This is a genomic window from Bradyrhizobium sp. Rc2d (genome assembly GCF_900099855.1).
In the GTDB taxonomy this organism is placed as follows: Bacteria; Pseudomonadota; Alphaproteobacteria; order Rhizobiales; family Xanthobacteraceae; genus Bradyrhizobium.
On sequence record NZ_FNCU01000071.1, the window covers coordinates 17,368 to 35,667 of the forward strand.

An 18,300-nucleotide genomic window follows, 5' to 3' on the forward strand; every position below is an offset into this window, starting at 1 on the left:
CAAAGGTAACGAGGCCCGCAACTGTGACTCTGAGCTGTCCGTCCAATCGGTGTAGGCCGCCAAGCGCGTGAACCAGATCCTCGTCACTCCAACCCAGTTCGTCGGCAGCTGGATTGGCGTCGCGTCGTGACTTTCGGTAGGCTTCGATTGCTTGAGGGTCGATATCATCGAACGTTGGTGCGCGATGACAGTTCGGTCGTAGGATGCATTTTCCTTGCCCCTGAAGAACGAGAGCATGTCTTCTTCGGAGCATCTCTGATCGGTCGGTCCGATACGGCGATAGGCTCCCTTGGGTAGACCTCTCGAAACCAGATATAGGGGTTTTTGATGTGCAGGCAGTTCCGGAACGTCGATTCTAATGACGTTCGTCTTGCCGATCCGCTCGACGTGAAGGTCTGTTCGAACGGTGGTGTTGAATATTGTCGCGCACGTCGACGCAATATCAGAGCAGACTTTGTCGGTGTCCCTCACCCCTACGGCTGAGAACATAGGGAATAGCGAAAGCTCCTCCTTCTCCACGCCGAGCAGAATAGTGCCGCCTTCCAAGCCAGGCTCATTGGACATCGCACAGATTGTCTCGAAGAGAGATTTTCCGACGGAAGCTTCGGTTATACTTTTTGCCTCGAGGCTTTCTGCCTCGTCAGTCTCGTTCAGCTCCGCGATCAGTTCGGCCGCTGCTTTTTTGCTGATCACACGTTCTTCCCACCAACTAAAGCGCTTGGCGGGAAATCAAGTAGCTCTTGAGCCGCCGCACTTTCGGTTCTGCATACAATTGAGGCGCGAACGGAATGCGCTGCTTACCCCGTGCTTACCCAATCGGCCCCGCCGACGGCTAAAATCCAGTTAACTCGTTGAAATCACTGGCGCACCCGACACGATTCGAACGTGTGACCTTTGCCTTCGGAGGGCAACGCTCTATCCAGCTGAGCTACGGGTGCTAGTCGAGGCTTCATGTAGCCGATTGGCGAGGGGCGGGCAACCGGTTCTGACCGGCTCGCGCGAGAAGCGTTTTCGAGCGAAGTGGATCCGGTTGGCGTAAAGAAAACGCGTCAAAACAAGAATCTAGAGCCCCGTTCCGATTCCATCGAAACGGAAACGGCTCTAGGCCGATTTGCGCCGGACAGGGGCCGGAACCGCTGCGGCCTCCCGGCCGAGGGCGGCGAACTCGGCCAGCACCCGTTCGGCGCAGATGACGCGGTTGCGGCCGAGCCGTTTGGCCACATAGAGCGCCTCGTCGGCCGCGCCGAGCAGCCGGTCGGGGCCGCCATCGGCACCACTGGGAACGTGGCTTGCGACGCCGACGCTGAGGGTGACGTGGTCGCCGGCGCCGATGGCGCCGTGGGCGATCTGCAAGGCCATGACAGCGCGGCGGATCTCCTCGGCGACGGCGCAGGCGGTATCGCAATCCATGTCCGGCAGGATCAGCGCGAATTCCTCGCCGCCATAGCGGCTGGCGAGGTCGAGCGGGCGCATGGCGTGGCGGCTGACGGCAGCGGCGACCGCGCGCAGGCATTCGTCACCGCTCTGGTGGCCGTGCCGGTCGTTGAACAGCTTGAAATGGTCGACGTCGACGAACAACAGCGCCAGCGGCTTCTGCGTGCGCTGGGCGCGGGCCCATTCGCTCATCAGCATCTGATCGAACGAGCGGCGGTTCGACAGGCCGGTCAGCCCGTCCTTGGTGGCGAGCTCCTTCAGCGCCATCTCGGCGCGCTTCTGGTTGGTGAGGTCGCGCAGCGTCTCCACCACGGCGATCAGCTGGCCGGCCTCGTCGTGGATCGGGCCGGCGTCGATGGCGAGATAGAGCTGGCTGCCGAGCTTCGGCATCACGCACCAGTTCTCGGCGCTGAAGCCGAGGCCGTTATGGCCGCGCGCGGCATATTCCGAATAGTACTCCGGAAGCTGCTCTGGGCGGTCCAGCGCGACGAGGTCGGCGAGGCAGGGGCGCTTGGTCTCGTAGAAGGCCCGCCAGTGCTTATTGGTGCCGATCACCTCCGAGGCGGTGACGCCGGTCAGCCGCTCGCAGGCTCTGTTCCAGATCACGACGCGGCGCTTCGGGTCGATCACGAAGGTCGGCACCACCAGATGCTGCATCAGCCGCACGGCATAGGAATCGGCGACATCAACGGTCTTGGCCGGAGTCTTCCTTGGCTTCGCCATCACGCCACCGCCGCCACCGGCAAGACTCCGGGCAAGCCATCGCCGGTGCCGAACAGCTTTCGCACTTCGGTGGCCGGCTTCGGCGCGCTGAACAGATAACCCTGCATCTCCGTGCAGCCGAGGTTGCGCAGCATCTCGCGCTGGGCCTCGGTCTCGACGCCCTCGGCGACCGTGGTCATGCTGCTGGCGGCGGCGATGTTGACCACGGCCTGCACGATGACAGGCGCGCCGTTCGTCTCCGCGATGTCGGCGACGAAGCAGCGGTCGATCTTGATCTTGTCGAACGGGAAGCGCTTCAGATAGCTGAGCGATGAGTAGCCGGTGCCGAAATCGTCGAGCGCGATCCGCACGCCGATGGCGCGGAGCTGGTGCAGGATCGCGAGCGCCGCCTCGTCGTCGCGGATCAGCACGGCCTCGGTGATCTCAAGCTCGAGCCGGCGCGGATCGAGCCCGGAGGCGGCGAGCGCGCCTGCGATCCGCAAGGCCAGCGTGTCGCATTTGAGCTGCACCGGCGAGACGTTGACCGCAACGCGGACATGCGGAGGCCACGTGGCGGCCTCGTTGCAAGCCATGCGCAGCACCCAGTCGCCGAGCTCGTTGATCAGGCCGGTGTCTTCGGCGACCGGAATGAACTCCGCAGGCGACACCATGCCGCGCTCGGGATGGCGCCAGCGCAGCAGCGCCTCGCAGCCGGAGACCTCGCCCGAGCGCAGATCGACCAGCGGCTGGTAGTGAATCTCGAAGCCGCCGTTGACCAGGGCTTGGCGCAGATCCTGTTCCATGGCCAGGCGCGCCTTGGCGCAGGCGTCCATCGCCGGCTCGAAGAAGCGGTGGGTGCGGCGCCCTTCGGCCTTGGCGCCATACATCGCGAGGTCGGCATTCTTGATGAGCTGATCGAGATCGGAGCCGTCCTGCGGCGCCAGCGCGATCCCGATGCTCGCGTCGGTGGAGAGCTGATGACCGAGACAGTGATAGGGCTGCCGGATCGCTTCGTAGATCCGCGTCACGAACGACACCACGTCGGCGGAGGACTGGATCCCGGTCTGGATGACCGCGAATTCGTCGCCGCCGAGCCGCGCGATCAGGTCGCCCTGCTTGAGGCAGCCGCGCAGACGGCCCGCGATCGCCTTCAACAGCTCGTCGCCGACATGGTGGCCGAGCGAATCGTTGATGCCCTTGAATTCGTCGACGTCGATGTAAAGCAGCGCGAACTGCCCGCCGCTGGCGACCTTCGCCAGCTCGCGTTCGATCTGCTCGCGGAACAGGGTCCGGTTTGGCAGGTCGGTCAGCGCATCGTAGTGCGCCAGATGCGCGATCTTCTCGTGGGCGCGCCGTCGCTCGGTGACGTCATCGACGACGTGGATGAGATAGCGCGGCTCGCCGGCCTTGTCGCGGAGGCCGATCCGGGTCGAGGTGATGTAGCGCAGCCCCATGGCCTGGGTCTGCCACGGATGTTCGTCCTTGAAGAGCCCCTTGGCAGATTGCAGTGCCTTGTTGTCGTCCTCGGTCACCACCGTCGCTGACGGCGTCGGGAAGATGTCGAAGGCGGTCTTGCCGACGACGTCCTCGCGTGACTGGCCGAATTGCTGCTCGGCGACGCCGTTGATCAGCAGATACTGCCGCGTGCGCGCGTCCTTCACCGTGATCTGCGAGGGGATGTGGTCGATGATCTCGCGCAGGAAAGTGTGGTTGCGGTCGCGCTCCTGCTCCAGGTTACGGCGCTCGGTGATGTCCTCGATCGTGGCGACCCAGCCCCCCTGCGCGAGCGGGGTGTTGATGACGTGGAAGGCGCGGCCGTTGGCCAGCTGATGAATTCTCGTGGAGACCGCGCCTTCGGCGACGATCCGCATGACGTCGGCGCAAAATTCCTCGACATTGCCGTCGAACGCGCCACGCTCCTTGCGATGGTACATCGCCTCGCGGATGTGACAGCCGGGCTTGATGACATCGTGGGAGAGACCGAACATGTCAGCGTAGCGGCGGTTGCAAATGACGATGTATCCGGCGGCATCGTACAGGATCAGCCCCTGCGACATGTTGTTGAGGGCGGTGTCCAGCCTCTGCCGCTCCAATTCGATTCGCTCCTGGGCCTCGCGGTTCTGCCGGTGGATCTGTCGGATGATCAGATACAGGATCAGCGCGATCACGGCTGCCGAGAGCGTCGCCGTCGTGACCATGAAGCCGGTCTGCTGCCTCCAGTCCGCGAGCGCAGCCGACATGGTATTGGTCGCCACGATGACCAGGGGAAAATGATTCAGGGACACGGCCGAGCCGAGCCGCTCCTCGCCGTCGAGCGGACTCCTGACGCGGAGCGTGTGCTGCCCGCCCTTGGTCAGCACCTTCTGCATCAGCGGCGCATTCTTGAAGCTTCGTCCGATCATCTCTTCGAGATGCGGATAGCGCGCCAGCATCTTGCCTTCGCGATCGAACAGCGAGATCGCCGTGCCCTCGGCAAGCGCGACGGATGCGAAGTACTGCTGGTAGCTGTCCGGATCGATTCGCCGCACCATCGCGCCGAGGAAGGCTCCGTCGGCGCCGTTCAGCCGGCGCGCGACGATCGTGGTCCATTTGTCGATGATGAAGCTGCGGACGGATTCCAGGATGACCGGCTCGGCCGTCGGATCGGATTTGAACGTCTGGAAATAAGCGCGCGAGGAGACGTTGATCTTGGGCAGCGGCTGGGCCCGCGACCAGTTGATCAGCTCGCCGTCGGCGTCGTAGATCGCGATGTCGCCGAGATAGGAGACGGAGCTGATCTTGCTGCGCAGCATCTGGTTCGCCGCAGGCCCGGACATACGCTCGCGAAACATCGTGGGCGAGGTGATCTCCGGCAGGTTCATCTGCGTGATCACATCGCCGGCGACGACGTCGGAATCTTCAAATTGCTGATCGAAGTGCCGCGCGATCAGCTGCACCGTGTTTTCCAGCTCGCGCTCGCGGTTGGCGAGGGTCCGCTCGCGGAATTCGCCGATGGCCATGGCGGTGACGGTGAAGATGCCCGCGACCAGCAACACGCCGCACAGGATCAGCCACAGCACCGGCCCACGCCGAAGCGCCGCCTCCCAGCCGTTCTTCGCGGCTAGGGACATTCCGGCTGCGATCCCTGACAAGACGTGGCGCATTCCCCCTCCCTGGAAAGTCAGGAATACACCACACAAATGGCCTAAACCTTAGGAAAGCCAGTTACCTGGGCATTAATCCCATTGCGAGATCGCACCCAGATGCAGCGAACCGTCGCGCTGCACCATTAATCTTCGCTTAATGCGAGGCGCCGGCGCTCTTGTCGCCGCCGGCCTTGCGCAGCCGTCCGACCACGCCGGTCGGGAAGAAGTAAACGCTGGCGATGAACAGCAGCCCGAGCCACAGCAGCCAGCGGTCGGGATGCAACAGGCCCGGCAGCAGCGGCAGGCCGGCTTCCGACGCCGCCGTGGACGCGACGCCCATCAGCGACTGCAAATAGTTCTGGGCGAGGATGAAGATGGTGGCTCCGATGATCGCGCCGTAGATCGTGCCCATGCCGCCGATCACGACCATCAGCAGGATATCCAGCATGATCGAGAAGCTGAGCGAGGTGTCGGGCCCGGCATAACGCAACCACAGCGCATTCAGGATGCCGGCGCTCGCGGCGACCAGCGCCGCGAGGCAGTTGGCGTAGGTCAAATGGAAGACGGTGCGGAAGCCGAGCGCCTCGGCGCGGAAACGATTCTCGCGGATCGCCTGAAGCACGCGCCCGAACGGCGAGTTCACCACGCGCAGCAGAGCCAGGATCATCAGGGCGGAGATGCCGAACACCAGGTAGAAGGTGAGGACGCGGCCGTTGATCTCGAAGCCGAACAGGCTTTTGGAGACCAGCACCGTTCCGGGCCGGAGTAGCTCGGGCAGCTGAAAACTGCGCCCGTCCTCGCCGCCGGTCAGCCAGGAGAGCTGCGAGGCCAGCACCTGGAAGGCGGAGGCGACCGCGAGCGTGATCATGGCAAAGAAGATCGCGGCGACCCGCAGCGAGAAAAGCCCGATCGCGAGCGCGAGCAGAGCTGCGAGCGGCAGGCCGATGACGATGCCGGTTGCGACCGCCGCCCAGTTCGGGCCCATCCCGTACAGCGCGATCGCGATCGCGTAGCTGCCGATGCCGTAGAACATGGTGTGGGCGAACGACACCGAGCCGGTATAGCCGAGCAACAGGTCGTAGGACGCGACCAGGGCGGCGAAGACGCAGATCTTGGCCGCGACGTTCAGCGCCTTGGCGCCCGGGAACAGGAACGGCGTCGCCGCCAGCGCCAGGATGATGAGGACGAGAACGAGCGTGAGGACACGGCTGCGCGGCGGGTCACCGGAGAGGATCATCATCGGCTGGTCACCGCATAGAGGCCGCGCGGCCGCCACATCAGAATGGCGACCATCAGCAGGATGTTGGAGACGAGAGCGAGCTTCGGCACGAGGAAGCCGCCGTAATTGGCAACCATGGCCACGAGAATGGCGCCGATGAAGCAGCCGCCGATCGACCCGAGCCCGCCGATGATGACGACGATGAAGATCAGCACGGTGAGGTCGTCGCTCATGGAGGCGTGGACCTGCTCGCGATAGAGCGCCCACATCACGCCGCCGAGGCCCGCGAGCGCCGATCCCGTCATGAACACGCCGAGGAACAGGCGGCGGATGCGATAGCCGAGCGCCTCGACCATCTCACGGTTCTCGACGCCGGCGCGGATCAGCAGGCCAAGCTTGCTGCGATTAAGCACGAGCTGGATCGCGATGAAGATGGCAAGGCCGATCAGCATCGCCAGCACGCGGTACTTTGCAATTGCGACGTCGCCGAGGATGAAGGACCCTCGCAGCGAGGTGGGCAGGGGCATCGGGATGATCTGCGGTCCCCACAGCGCATACAGCGTCTGCTCAGCGACGATCAGGCCGCCCGTGGTCATCAGGATCTGCTTCAGATGCTGGCCGTAAACGGGCAGGATCAGCACGCGCTCGACGATCAGGCCGAGCGCGCCAGACACGGCCATCGACAGCAGCGCTGCCGGCGCCAGCACCGCGAGGTTGATCCACAGCGAATCGGCCTGGATCGAGGCCGCAAACGGCGCCAGCACCAGGGTCGCGACATAGGCGCCGACCGCGATGAAGGCGCCGTGGCCGAAATTGAGCACGTCCATCAGGCCGAACACCAATGTAAGTCCGGATGCCATGATGAAGATCATCATGCCCATGGCGAGGCTCGCGGCGGTCAGCGTCAGCCACGAGCTGGTCGAGCCGATCAGCGGGATCATGAGAAGCGCGAGCGCGACCGGCAGCAGGATCGGCGCGATGTCGCGCTTCGGCTTCGGCAGCGGATCATTTGCGGCGAGTTCAGTCACTGATGCGCCTCCAGGCTCAGGCCGAGCAGTCGCTCTTGCAGCGGCACGTCGGCCGCCAGCGCCGCCATCTCGCCGCGATGGACGATGGTGCCGTTGTCCATCACCAGCACGTTGTCGCCGAGCTCGCGGGCGGCAAAGAAATTCTGCTCGACCAGAAGGATGGTCGCGCCCTTGCGCTTGATCTCCTTCAGGCACTCGATCAGCGCCATCACGATGGCGGGCGCGAGGCCCTTGGTCGGCTCGTCGATCAAAAGCAGCTTGCGCGGCTCGATGATGGCGCGCGCGATGGACAACATCTGCTTCTGCCCGCCCGAGAGGCTTCCCGCCCGCGACAGCCAGAATCGGCGCAGCGCCGGGAAGAAGCCAAAAATCCAGTCGAGCTGGGCATCGTCCAGCGGCCCGTCGCGCGCCGCCAGCACCAAATTCTCCTTCACCGTGAGATCGGAGAACACCGCCATGCTCTCCGGCACGTAGCCGACGCCGAGCCGCGCGATGTCGGGCGTGGCGCGGCGCTCGATGCGTTCGCCGGCGAGGCTGATCTCGCCGTGCGAGGCCTGCCAGAGGCCCATGATGGTGCGCAGCGTCGTGGTCTTGCCGGCGCCGTTGCGGCCGAGCAGCATCGTGGTCTGCCCCTGCGCAACTGCGAGATCGATGCCCTGAAGGATGTGATAGCGGCCGATATGGGTGTGCACGCCGGAGAGTTTCAAAAGGTCGGTCATGCTGCACTCCCTGCAGCCGTCTTGGGCGCTACGCCGAGATAGGCCTCCTGCACGATTGGCGAGGCGATCACTTCGGCAGGCGGGCCGTCCGCAACCAGCTGGCCGTTATGCAGCACGATGATGCGGTCGGCGAGCGAGCGCACCACGTCCATCTTGTGCTCGACGAGCAGGATGATCTTGCTCCGGTCCTGCTTGAGCTGCGCGATCAGGTTGAGGACCACAGGCACCTCGTCGATGCTCATGCCGGCGGTCGGCTCGTCGAACATGAATACCTTCGGCTCCAGCGCGATCATCAGCGCGACTTCGAGCTTGCGCTGGTCGCCATGCGACAGCGCGGTCGCGGCGACGCCGCGCCGGCTGCCGAGCGCGACCTGGTCGAGGATGTTGTCTGCGCGGGCAATCAGGTCGCGGCGGACCATCCAGGGCCGCAGCATGTCGTAATGGGTGCCGTTCGCCGCTTGCACCGCGAGGCGGACGTTCTCCTCCACGGTGAGGTTCGGGAAAAGATTCGTGAGCTGGAACGCGCGCCCGAGGCCCGCGCGGGTGCGCATCGGCGCGGACTGCCCGGTGATGTCGGTGCCGTCGAACAGGATGCTGCCGCTGGATGCACGCAACTGACCCGAGATCAGATTGAAATAGGTGGTCTTGCCGGCGCCGTTCGGCCCGACGATGGCCGTGAGCTCGCCCGGGCGGAACGTGCAGGTGACGTTGTTGACCGCGACATGGCCGCCAAAGCGGATGGTGAGGTCGCGGGTTTCGAGGGTCAGCGGCATTGGAGTCCGGCGAATGATGGGAACGGAGATATATCCGCGATCACGCTGCGCTCCCTCCCCCGCTTGCGGGGGAGGGTAGGGGAGAGGGTGTCTCCGCAATCGAGAACCCCCAAGAGGACAGAGCCCTCTCCCGGCCTCTCCCGCAAGCGGGAGAGGTGAAGAAAGAGGGCTACGCGGACAACACAGACATCCTCACCGCTTGTTGCGAACCGGCACGTCCATGTCCTCGATCTTCAGCTCGCGCACCGGCTCGAGCACAGCCCAGGCGACGTTCGGATCGACCTTGACCTTGAAGTGATACATGCTCTGCAGCGCCTGATGATCCTCTTTGCGGAACACCATCTTGCCCTTCGGCGTGTCGAACTCCAGGCCTTCCATCGCCGTGATCAGCTTCTCGGTATCGGTCGACTTCGCCTTGGTGACGGCGGCGACGACGGACATCGCGGCGGCAAAGCCGCCCGCGGTGAAGAAGTCCGGCGGCGCGTTGAAGCGCTTCTGGTGCTCGGCGACCAGCCAGTCGTTCACCGGGTTCTTCGGGATCGCATAGAAATAGTACGTCGCGCCTTCCATGCCGGGCAGGCCCTTATAGGCCGCGAGCGCCGGCAGGATGTTGCCGCCGGTAGACAGCTCGATACCATAGCGCTTCGGATCCATGTCCTGGAGCTTGGCCAGCGGATTGCCGGCGCCGGCCCAGATCACCCAGATCACCTTGCGGCCCGGCTTGTCCTTCAGCGCGTCGAACAGGCGCTGGCCGACGGCGGTGAAGTCCGTGGTGTTGGTCGGAGCATATTCCTCGGCGGCGAGCGTCGCGCCGGTCTTGGCGAGCGCCTCCTTGAAGGCGGCGACGCCGTCACGGCCGAAGGCGTAGTCCTGTGCCAGCGTCGCCACGGTGACGCCCTGCTTGCCGATCGCGACCGCGTTGGAGATCGCGTCCTGCGAGGAGTTGCGCGCCGTGCGGAAGATGTAGCGATTCCACTTCTCGCCGGTAATCTGATCCGCGACCGCGGGCTCGACGATCAGGATCTTCTTGTTCTCCTCGGCGACGGGGAGAATGGCGAGCGCCGCGGCCGACGAGGTCGTGCCGATCGCGATGTCGGCCTTGTCGTCCTGATAGGCTTCCGCGAGCGCCGCCTTGGCAAGGTCCGGCTTGCCCTGGTCGTCCTTGGTGATGACGACGATCTTGCGGCCGTCGAGAGTCATGGTGCCCTTGGTGGCGTATTCAAAGCCCATTTTCAGGCCGGTCTCGGTCTGCTTGGCATAGGCCTCGAGCGGACCGGTCTTGCCGTAGATCAGCGCGATCTTGAGATCGTCGGCCCGTGCGGATGCGCCCGCGGCGAGCGCGAGGATGGTTGTTGTTATGATGAGTGATCGACGCACGATGGTCCCTCCTGATTTAAAGCTTCTGGCAACAGCGATTTGCACAACACTACGAACATTGCAATTGAACCTTCCGGCGAAGCGGATTTGGCGCATACGAGCATGCATCATTTTTGGGCCTGCTGCATGGCGTGAGCTGCGCCGGCTCCTTCGACCTGCCGCCGATCGGACTGCGCTTCGTCCGCGCTCTCGAAGATATGCGGCGCAACGCCGCGCTTCTCCAGGGCCTCGCCGAGCTTGATGCGCAGGAAGCCCGACGTGGTGTAGCGCGACACGCCGGAATAGAAGCGATCGACCAGGCTGCGGACCATGACCGAATAATCGTCCATCAGCTCCGGCAGGATGGAAAAATTGTCATAATTGACGATGGCGTAGACGCGGCGCCCGAGCGGGGCGAGCCTCGCCTCGACGATGGAAGCGATGGTGTCGATCTCGGCCTTGCTGCGCAGCGGGTAGCGCTCCAGATTGACGAAGAACAGGTTCTGCTGCTCATCCAGCGTGAAGCGCTGGTCGAGCGGGATGGTGAGCAGGCGCTCGCGCAGATCCATGAGATCGTCGCGGAAGATGCGGCCGTCCATCAGAGCGGGATCGCGCGGGGTCAGCGGCTTGAAATCCATCAGGCGCAGGATGTCGCGCTCGATGTCGATGCCGGGCGCAACTTCCGTCAGCTCGAGGCCGTCAGGCCTGAGCTCGAACACGCAGCGCTCGGTGACGTACAGCGTGCGCTGCTTGCGCGCGGCGGCAAACGGACCGCTGAAGGTGACGTGCTCGACGCTATCGACGAACTTGCGCGATTTGGCCTCGTCAAGGATGACGAGCTTGCCGTCATTCACCGCGATGCGCTGCTTGCCCGCGCCGAAGGTGCCGACGAAGATGACCTCCTTGGCATTCTGGCTGATATTGATGAAGCCGCCGGCACCCGCGAGTTTCGGCCCGAACTTGCTGACATTGAGGTTGCCGGCGCGGTCGACCTGGGCGAGGCCGAGGAAGGCGGCATCCAAGCCGCCGCCGTCGTAGAAGTCGAACTGATAGGGCTGGTCGATCACCGCCTGCGTGTTGATCGCCGCGCCGAAATCGATGCCGCTCGCCGGGATGCCGCCGATCACGCCCGGCTCCGCCGTCAGCGTGATCAGATCGATGATCCGCTCCTCGTTGGCGACCGAGGCGATCCCTTCGGGCATGCCGATGCCGAGATTGACGACGCTGTTGGCCTTCAATTCGAGCGCGGCGCGCCGGGCGATGATCTTGCGCTCGCTGACCGGCATCACCGGCAGCGAGGCGGCGCGGACGCGGATCTCGCTCGAGAAGGCCGGATTGTATGGCGTGCCGAAGGTCTGCCAATGGTTCTCCGGCCTCGCCACGACGACGCAATCGACGAGGATGCCGGGGATCTTGACCTGGCGCGGATTGAGACTGCCGGCCTCGGCGACGCGCTCGACCTGGGCAATGACGATGCCGCCGGAATTATGCGCGGCCATGGCGATGGCCAGCGCCTCCAGCGTCAGCGCCTCCTTCTCCATCGTGAGGTTGCCGTCGGGATCGCCGGTGGTGGCGCGGATGATTCCGACATTGATCGGAAACGTCCTGTAGAGCAGGCACTCCTCGCCGCGCAGCGTGATCAGCTCCACCATGTCCTCGGTGGTGCGCGCATTCAGCTTGCCGCCGCCGTGCCGGGGATCGACGAAGGTGCCCATGCCAACGCGGGTGATGTGGCCGGGCCGGCGCGCCGCAATGTCGCGGAATAGATGGGTGATGACGCCCTGCGGCAGGTTATAGGCCTCGATCTGGCCCGTGATCGCAAGCTGCTGCAGCTTCGGCGCAAGGCCCCAATGCCCGCCGATCACGCGGCGGACCAGGCCTTCATGCGCAAAATGATTGAGGCCGCGCTGCTTGCCGTCGCCCTGGCCGGCGGCATAGACCAGCGTCAAATTGCGCGGCTTGCCCTGCGTGTAGGGCGCATCGCCCTCGTTGGAGAGATAGAGCTCCTCCAGTGCGATCGCGATCTCCTCGGCAAAGCCGATGCCGACGAAGCCCCCGGTCGCCACCGTATCGCCGTCGCGGATCAGCATGACCGCCTCGGCCGCGGTGACGACCTTGCCCTTCTCGGAATTGCGCAGGTAAGGCAGAGCTGGGTGCTGGCTCACGGCGTTCCTCCCGATCGTTTCGACCGCATGCCGTTGGTGCCTGATCCTATCGCGAGAAGCCGCCCTGGAACAGGCTGCTCCTCGCGCCGGAAGGCCTGATGGGACAATCAGCCCTGAACTATCTTGCGCGTTTCGGTGGCAAAGTAGACCGACACGACGGTGATGAGCGCCAGCGCGATCATGTAAAGCGAGATCGGCCAGGTCGCCGGCGCGTACGCCGTCATCAATCCCGTCGCGATCAGCGGCGACAGCGCGCCGGCGAAGATCGAGGCGAGGTTGTAGCCGAGCGAGACGCCGCTATAGCGCACCTTGGTGCCGAACAGCTCCGACAGGAAGCTTGCCTGCGGGCCGTACATCGCGGCGTGGCCGACGGCGAGGCCCAGCACGATCGCGATCCAGGCATATTGCGGGTTCTTGGTCGCCAGCAGCATGAACAGCGGGAACGACATCAGCGCCGAGAACACCGCGCCGAAGATGTAGATCGGCCGCCGTCCGACGCGGTCGGAGAGCGCGCCGAAGGCCGGAATGGTGAAGGTCTCGATCGCCGCGCCGATCAAGACGCCGTTGAGCATGTCCTGCTTGTTCATGCCGAGCGATTGCGTGGCATAGGCGAGCACGAAGGTCGCGTAGATGTAGAAGAAGCCGTTCTCGGCAAAGCGCGCGCCCATCGCGAGCAGGATGTTCTTGGGATACATCCGGATCGCGTCGACGATCGGCATCTTCACTTCCTGCTTGGTATCCTTGACCTTCTGGAACTCCGGCGATTCCGCGATGGTGAAGCGGATCCACAGGCCGACCAGCACCAGCGCGATCGAGAACAAGAACGGGATGCGCCAGCCCCAGGCATAGAGCTGCGCGTCGGTCAGCATCGAAGACACCACCGAGAACACCAGCGTGCCGAGGACGAGGCCGAGCGGTGCGCCGAGTTGCGGCCAGCTGCCGTAGAAGCCCTTCTTGTCGACGGGCGCATGCTCCACCGCCATCAGCACCGCGCCGCCCCATTCGCCCCCTAAGCCAAAGCCCTGGATCAGGCGGCAGGTGACGAGCAGGACCGCAGCCCAGATGCCGGCGGTCTCATAGGTCGGCAGGAAGCCGATCGCCGCGGTGGCGGCGCCCATAATCAGCAGCGTCAGATAAAGCATGGTCTTGCGGCCGATCTTGTCGCCGTAATGGCCGAACACGACGCCGCCGAGCGGGCGCGCGATGAAGCCGAGCGCGTAGGTCGCGAACGCCAGCAGCGTTCCCATCATCGGATCGAAGGTCGGAAAGAACAGCTTGTTGAAGATCAGCGCCGCGGCGGTGCCGTAGAGGAAGAAGTCGTACCACTCGATGGCCGTGCCGATCAGGCTCGCGGTGGCGACGGTGACGTGCGAGGGCTGTTTCGCCTGAAGCTGATGGACCGAGATCGCTTCACTCATCTTGCGTCCTCCCTGGTTGCGAATGCGCGTGTGCAGCACGCGTCATTGTGCAAGAGCGAAGAGCAAGGTCCGCGCCAGATGGCGTCAATTGGTGCAAATGGGCGAAACCCCAGCAATTTCAGTGGAGTCATCCGGACAAAGCGGCAAGCTGCGCTGTCCGGAATCCGAGACTCCGGACAGTCCCGTGTCTCGAAACTCAGACGGAGGCCGGCCCCGCGGCAAGGCCGAACTTGGCGAGCTTCTTGTAGAAGGTGGCGCGCGAGATCCGCAGCATCCTGGCGGCTTCGGAGATCTGGCCGTTGCTGGCGGCGAGCGCCTGTTCGAGCGTGTGCTTCTCGAACTCGGCCTCGGCTTCGGCATAGGGCACCACCGTTCCGGCCGGGCGTTCGGGCGCAGCTAGCCTGACCTCGGCACCGACGGGAAGGATGCGAACGAAATCCTCGCCCGTCAGCCGCCCGGAATCACTGAGGATCAGCGCTCGCTCCAGGATGTTGCGCAGCTCGCGCACGTTGCCCGGCCAGTCGTAGCGCGCCAGTGCGGCGAGCGCGCTCGGCGTGATCCGGGCGCTGACATAGTCGCCGGATGCGCTGATGTCCTCGAGCAGCCGGGTGCAGATATCAGGGAGATCATCCAGGCACCGGCGCAGCGGCGGCAGGTCGATCGAGAGCACGTTGAGGCGATAGTAAAGATCGGGGCGGAACGTGCCGTCGCTGACGCGCTTGCGCAGATCCACATTGGTCGCGGCGACCACGCGCACGTCGACCCTGGAGATCTTGTCCGAGCCGAGCGGCTCGATCTCGCGCTCCTGCAGCACGCGCAGCAGCTTGGCCTGCAATTGCAGCGGCATCTCCCCGATCTCGTCGAGGAACAGCGTGCCGCCGTCGGCAATGCGGAATTTGCCCTCGCGCCCCCTGCGGTCGGCGCCGGTATAGGCGCCCGGCGCGGTGCCGAAGAATTCCGACTCGATCAGCGTGTCGGGAATCGCCGCGACATTGACGCTGACGAACGGCTTCTCGGCACGCGACGAGGCGTTGTGAATCGCTTGCGCCAGCATCTCCTTGCCCGTTCCGGTCTCGCCGGTAAGCAGCACCGTGACGCTCTGCCGCGCGGCGCGGCTTGCCAGCTCCTTGGCTTGCGCGATGGCCGGCGTCGTGCCGACGAAGTCGGCGAAAGTGAACCGCGCCGCGCGGGCGTTGGACAATTGCCGCCGTGCCAGCCGCAGATCGCTCTCGAGCTGGGCCACGCGGGCGAGCAGGGGTTTCAGGCTTTCGAGGTGGTCATAGAGCACGAAGCCGATCGCGCCGATCACCTTGCCGTTCTCGTCCTCGATCGGCATGCGGGTGACGACCAGTTGCTCGCCGCCGAGCTCCATGATGTCGAGCAGGATCGGCTCGCCGGTCTCGGCCACCTTCCGCATCAGGCTGTTCGGAATGATCTCCTCGATGGGACGGCCGATCGCCTCAGAGGTTCGCTTGAGGCCGAGCGCTGTGAGATATTTTTCGTTGACGTAGACGACCCGCCCGCCCCGATCGATCGCGATCGCGCCCTCGCACAGCTTTTCCAGCCGCTCGAACAGCGTCTCCATCGCACGCGCACGAAGATAGGCGGGGTCGCTGATGGAGGAGGCGGGCATGAGTACCTCGCGGGAAGTCTGGCTGTGTATTACCAAAAGGCCAGTAATTTCAAAGCGGGAATTGGGTTGCTTGCCGGGTCGTCCATCCCCGGCGTCGTCCTGGACAAGCGCAGCGAAGCGGAGTGCAGATCCAGGACCCATTGCCCCAAAAGGTGGCTTGGCGAAGATTCGTGGTTACCAGCTCGCGCCACAACCCCTTCCCGGGGTAATGGGTCCTGGCTTTCGCCAGGACGACATTGAGGGTGTTGCCGTCTACCGCCGATACCCGCTCGCTCGCGAATAGCCCTGGCGGTTCTGCTGCATCGGGCGGCTTGCCACGTTGACCCGCGCTTCGCTGGCCACCGTCGTTGCGAACTTCAGCTCCTCCAGGAAGATCGGCCGGGAGAAGTAATAGCCCTGCGCGTAGCGGATCTTGGTCGCGGCCTGGAGATAGGCGAGCTCCTCGTAGGATTCGAGGCCCTCGGCAATCACGGTCATGCCGAGCGCTTCGCTCAAGGATTCGATCGCGCGCAGAATGCCCTGGCTGCGCGGACGCTTATGGATGTCGGTGATGAAGGAGCGGTCGATCTTGATCTCGTCGGCGGTGATGTCGGCGAGCGCCGAGAGCGAGGAATAGCCGGTACCGAAATCGTCGATCGAGATGCCGACGCCGAGCTTGCGGAACATCGGCAGGATCTCGTCCTGGAAATGATTCTTGGCGACGAAGGCGTCTTCCGTCAGCTCGATCATGAAACGCTGCGGAAAACCGGTATCGTCCAGCGCCTGCGCGAAGCTGCGCATGAATTCGGGGTTGCCGGCCTGCTTGGCGGCGACGTTGATGCTGATGGTCGCTTCCGCGCCGAATGTCTCGTTGATCAGGTCGATCGACTTGACGATCTCGGCCAGCACGAGATGAGTCAGCTCGTCGATCAGCCCGAGCTCGCTGGCGAGGTTGATGAACGAGCCGGGCGCCTGGATCACGCCTTCGTCGTCGCGCAGGCGCACCAGGGCCTCGATACCCTTCACCGCTTGCGTTCTGATGTCGACCTTGGATTGGAACGCGCAGCAGAAACGCTTTTCCAGGATCGCGAGCCGCAGCGACTGCTCGACCTTCATCCGCGCCAGCGCCTCGCGCTCCATGCTGGAGTCGAAGAAGGCTGCCGACCCCTTGCCGTCGTTCTTGATGCGGTACATCGCGATATCGGCGTTCTGGCGCAGGGTCTCGAAGCTGCTGCCGTGATCGGGATAGAGGCTGATGCCGACGGAGGTGGAGGCGAAGATTTCCGAATGGTCGATGAAGAACGGCGCGGTCAGCCGTTGCAGCGTCGATTGCATGAATTCGGCGACTTCCTCCTGGCTCTGGATCGGCGACAGCAGCAGCAGGAATTCGTCGCCGGAGATGCGCGAGAGCATGTCGGAATCGCGCAAGTCGCGTCCGAGCCGCTTTGACAGCTCGACCAGCAGCGCATCGCCGACGGCGTGGCCGTAATAGTCGTTGATGTGCTTGAAATTGTCGACGTCGAGAAAGGCCAGCGCGAAACGCTCGCCGCGATCGCGTGCGAGCAGGCCGTTGGCGCGATGCTCGATCACGCGCCGCGAGGGCAGCCCGGTCAGCTCGTCGAAATAGGCCGAGCGGAACAGCTGGTCCTCGAAATTCTTCTGCTCGGTGATGTCGGTGGATGCCGAGATCAGGAGCTGGCGTCCGGCGAGGCGGACGGGACGATGGGTCGTGAGCAGCACCTGGCGCGCGGCGCCGTTGTGAAGAGCTTCCTCGGTGACGACTGCCTGGCCGGCGCTCAGCGCCTGTCGGCAGGCTTCGCGACGCGGCGCGAGATCGGGCGAGGGACGGCTGCCGTCCATGCCGAGCTGGGAAACCGCGGCATCGTTAACCAGCAAAAGCTCGCCGTGCGCGTCCTGCACGGTGAGGCCGGCCGGCAGCATTCTAACGATTTCTTTGAGAAATCCGAGCTCGGCTTCGCTCGCGCCAAAATATTCGTTGTCGTTCATAGAAGTCATGAATCTTGTTGTTTCAGCGCGCTTTTGCAATGGGCGCGATCTAGCGCGGTTCCCTCTTAAGTTTGGTTAAGGGGTCCGAAGAAATACGGGGGTGTTTTGGACGAAACTTGCGACGATCCGACGCGCGACGTCGATCGTCATTAACAGAGGGTCAATGAGCCCCGCCAAACTGCGAGCGGAGCGCGCGGCTCTCTTTCGCTTGTATCGAACTTCATCGCGCGATGCGCTTGGGTTGAAACGGTGCAAGCCGTAGTCGACACCTCTCCCGTAGGGAGACAGGGCAATCGCATTTGAAAGCGACTTCCCTGCGGCCATCCTTCGAGACGCCCGCTTGAGGCGGGCTCCTCAGGGCGGAGTGTGCGGCAGCAAGTTTCAACGGGCAGCGATGCCGCTTAGCCTCATCCTGAGAGCCCGACCGAAAAAGGGTGAGCGGTTTTGGCGGGCTTGTGATTCCTTCGGATTTGCAAAGATTCGAGGGAGGACACCATGCCGTGGACCAAAGCCGCTCGTATCCAGTATCAGCGCAGTGGACTGCGTTACGCAAGCGACCTGACCGATGCCGAGTGGGCGCTGATCGCCCGGAAGATGCCGCCGCGGCGGCGATTGGGCCGGCCGCGCGAGGTCGATTTGCGCGAGATCGTGCAGGCGATTTTCTATATTTTGTCGAGCGGCTGCCAATGGCGAGCCTTGCCCAAGGAGTTCCCGCCATACTCGACGGTGCAGGGCTATTTTT

12 protein-coding genes, 1 tRNA gene and 2 pseudogenes are annotated in these 18,300 nt (G+C 64.1%); 1 reads left to right on the forward strand and 14 read right to left on the reverse strand.

Features of this window, described 5'->3' with window-relative positions; translation table 11 throughout:
* Positions 1–13: 13 nt before the first annotated feature.
* From BLV07_RS50545 to BLV07_RS42650, 14 genes and pseudogenes are all read right to left on the reverse strand, one after another.
* Positions 14–253: pseudogene (locus BLV07_RS50545) on the reverse strand (DUF8451 domain-containing protein); the annotation flags it as partial.
* A gap of 8 nt (positions 254–261) precedes the next feature.
* Positions 262–693: pseudogene (locus BLV07_RS50550) on the reverse strand (AlbA family DNA-binding domain-containing protein); the annotation flags it as partial.
* A gap of 168 nt (positions 694–861) precedes the next feature.
* Positions 862–938 (reverse strand) — tRNA-Arg (locus tag BLV07_RS42595).
* Between the two features lie 163 nt (positions 939–1,101).
* On the reverse strand, positions 1,102–2,157 hold the full coding sequence (locus tag BLV07_RS42600) for a sensor domain-containing diguanylate cyclase (RefSeq protein WP_091898471.1): 1,056 nt from the start codon (positions 2,155–2,157) through the stop codon (positions 1,102–1,104).
* Positions 2,157–5,246, reverse strand: a complete 3,090-nt coding sequence (locus BLV07_RS42605) for a bifunctional diguanylate cyclase/phosphodiesterase (protein WP_176946124.1) — start codon at positions 5,244–5,246, stop codon at positions 2,157–2,159. Before BLV07_RS42605 ends, BLV07_RS42600 begins: the two co-directional genes overlap by 1 nt.
* Before the next feature lie 169 nt (positions 5,247–5,415).
* The gene (locus BLV07_RS42610; protein ID WP_176946125.1) at positions 5,416–6,501 is read right to left on the reverse strand and encodes a branched-chain amino acid ABC transporter permease; all 1,086 of its coding nucleotides are present in this window, start codon (positions 6,499–6,501) and stop codon (positions 5,416–5,418) included.
* Positions 6,498–7,508, reverse strand: coding sequence for a branched-chain amino acid ABC transporter permease (locus tag BLV07_RS42615; RefSeq protein WP_091898475.1), 1,011 nt, complete (start codon positions 7,506–7,508; stop codon positions 6,498–6,500). The genes BLV07_RS42610 and BLV07_RS42615 overlap by 4 nt, the downstream gene beginning before the upstream one ends.
* Positions 7,505–8,227 carry an ABC transporter ATP-binding protein gene (locus BLV07_RS42620; RefSeq protein ID WP_091898477.1) on the reverse strand — a complete coding sequence of 241 codons (723 nt, stop codon included), beginning with the start codon at positions 8,225–8,227 and terminating at the stop codon, positions 7,505–7,507. Before BLV07_RS42620 ends, BLV07_RS42615 begins: the two co-directional genes overlap by 4 nt.
* Positions 8,224–9,000, reverse strand: coding sequence for an ABC transporter ATP-binding protein (locus tag BLV07_RS42625; protein ID WP_091898479.1), 777 nt, complete (start codon positions 8,998–9,000; stop codon positions 8,224–8,226). The genes BLV07_RS42620 and BLV07_RS42625 overlap by 4 nt, the downstream gene beginning before the upstream one ends.
* Positions 9,001–9,192: 192 nt before the next feature.
* Positions 9,193–10,377 (reverse strand): substrate-binding domain-containing protein, encoded by a 1,185-nt coding sequence (locus BLV07_RS42630; protein ID WP_091898481.1) that lies wholly within the window; start codon positions 10,375–10,377, stop codon positions 9,193–9,195.
* Positions 10,378–10,484: 107 nt separating this feature from the next.
* Positions 10,485–12,521: an acyl CoA:acetate/3-ketoacid CoA transferase gene (locus BLV07_RS42635; protein ID WP_091898483.1), complete on the reverse strand. Its 2,037-nt coding sequence runs from the start codon at positions 12,519–12,521 to the stop codon at positions 10,485–10,487.
* A gap of 107 nt (positions 12,522–12,628) precedes the next feature.
* Positions 12,629–13,939 (reverse strand): MFS transporter, encoded by a 1,311-nt coding sequence (locus BLV07_RS42640; RefSeq protein WP_244551414.1) that lies wholly within the window; start codon positions 13,937–13,939, stop codon positions 12,629–12,631.
* Between the two features lie 196 nt (positions 13,940–14,135).
* Positions 14,136–15,572, reverse strand: a complete 1,437-nt coding sequence (locus BLV07_RS42645) for a sigma-54 interaction domain-containing protein (protein WP_091898487.1) — start codon at positions 15,570–15,572, stop codon at positions 14,136–14,138.
* A 252-nt stretch (positions 15,573–15,824) separates the two neighbouring features.
* On the reverse strand, positions 15,825–17,558 hold the full coding sequence (locus BLV07_RS42650) for a putative bifunctional diguanylate cyclase/phosphodiesterase (RefSeq protein ID WP_176946126.1): 1,734 nt from the start codon (positions 17,556–17,558) through the stop codon (positions 15,825–15,827).
* Positions 17,559–18,053: 495 nt separating this feature from the next.
* Between BLV07_RS42650 and BLV07_RS42655 the strand changes: the two genes are divergently transcribed.
* A partial coding sequence (locus BLV07_RS42655; protein ID WP_143035577.1) for a transposase occupies positions 18,054–18,300 on the forward strand: 247 nt, incomplete at its 3' end.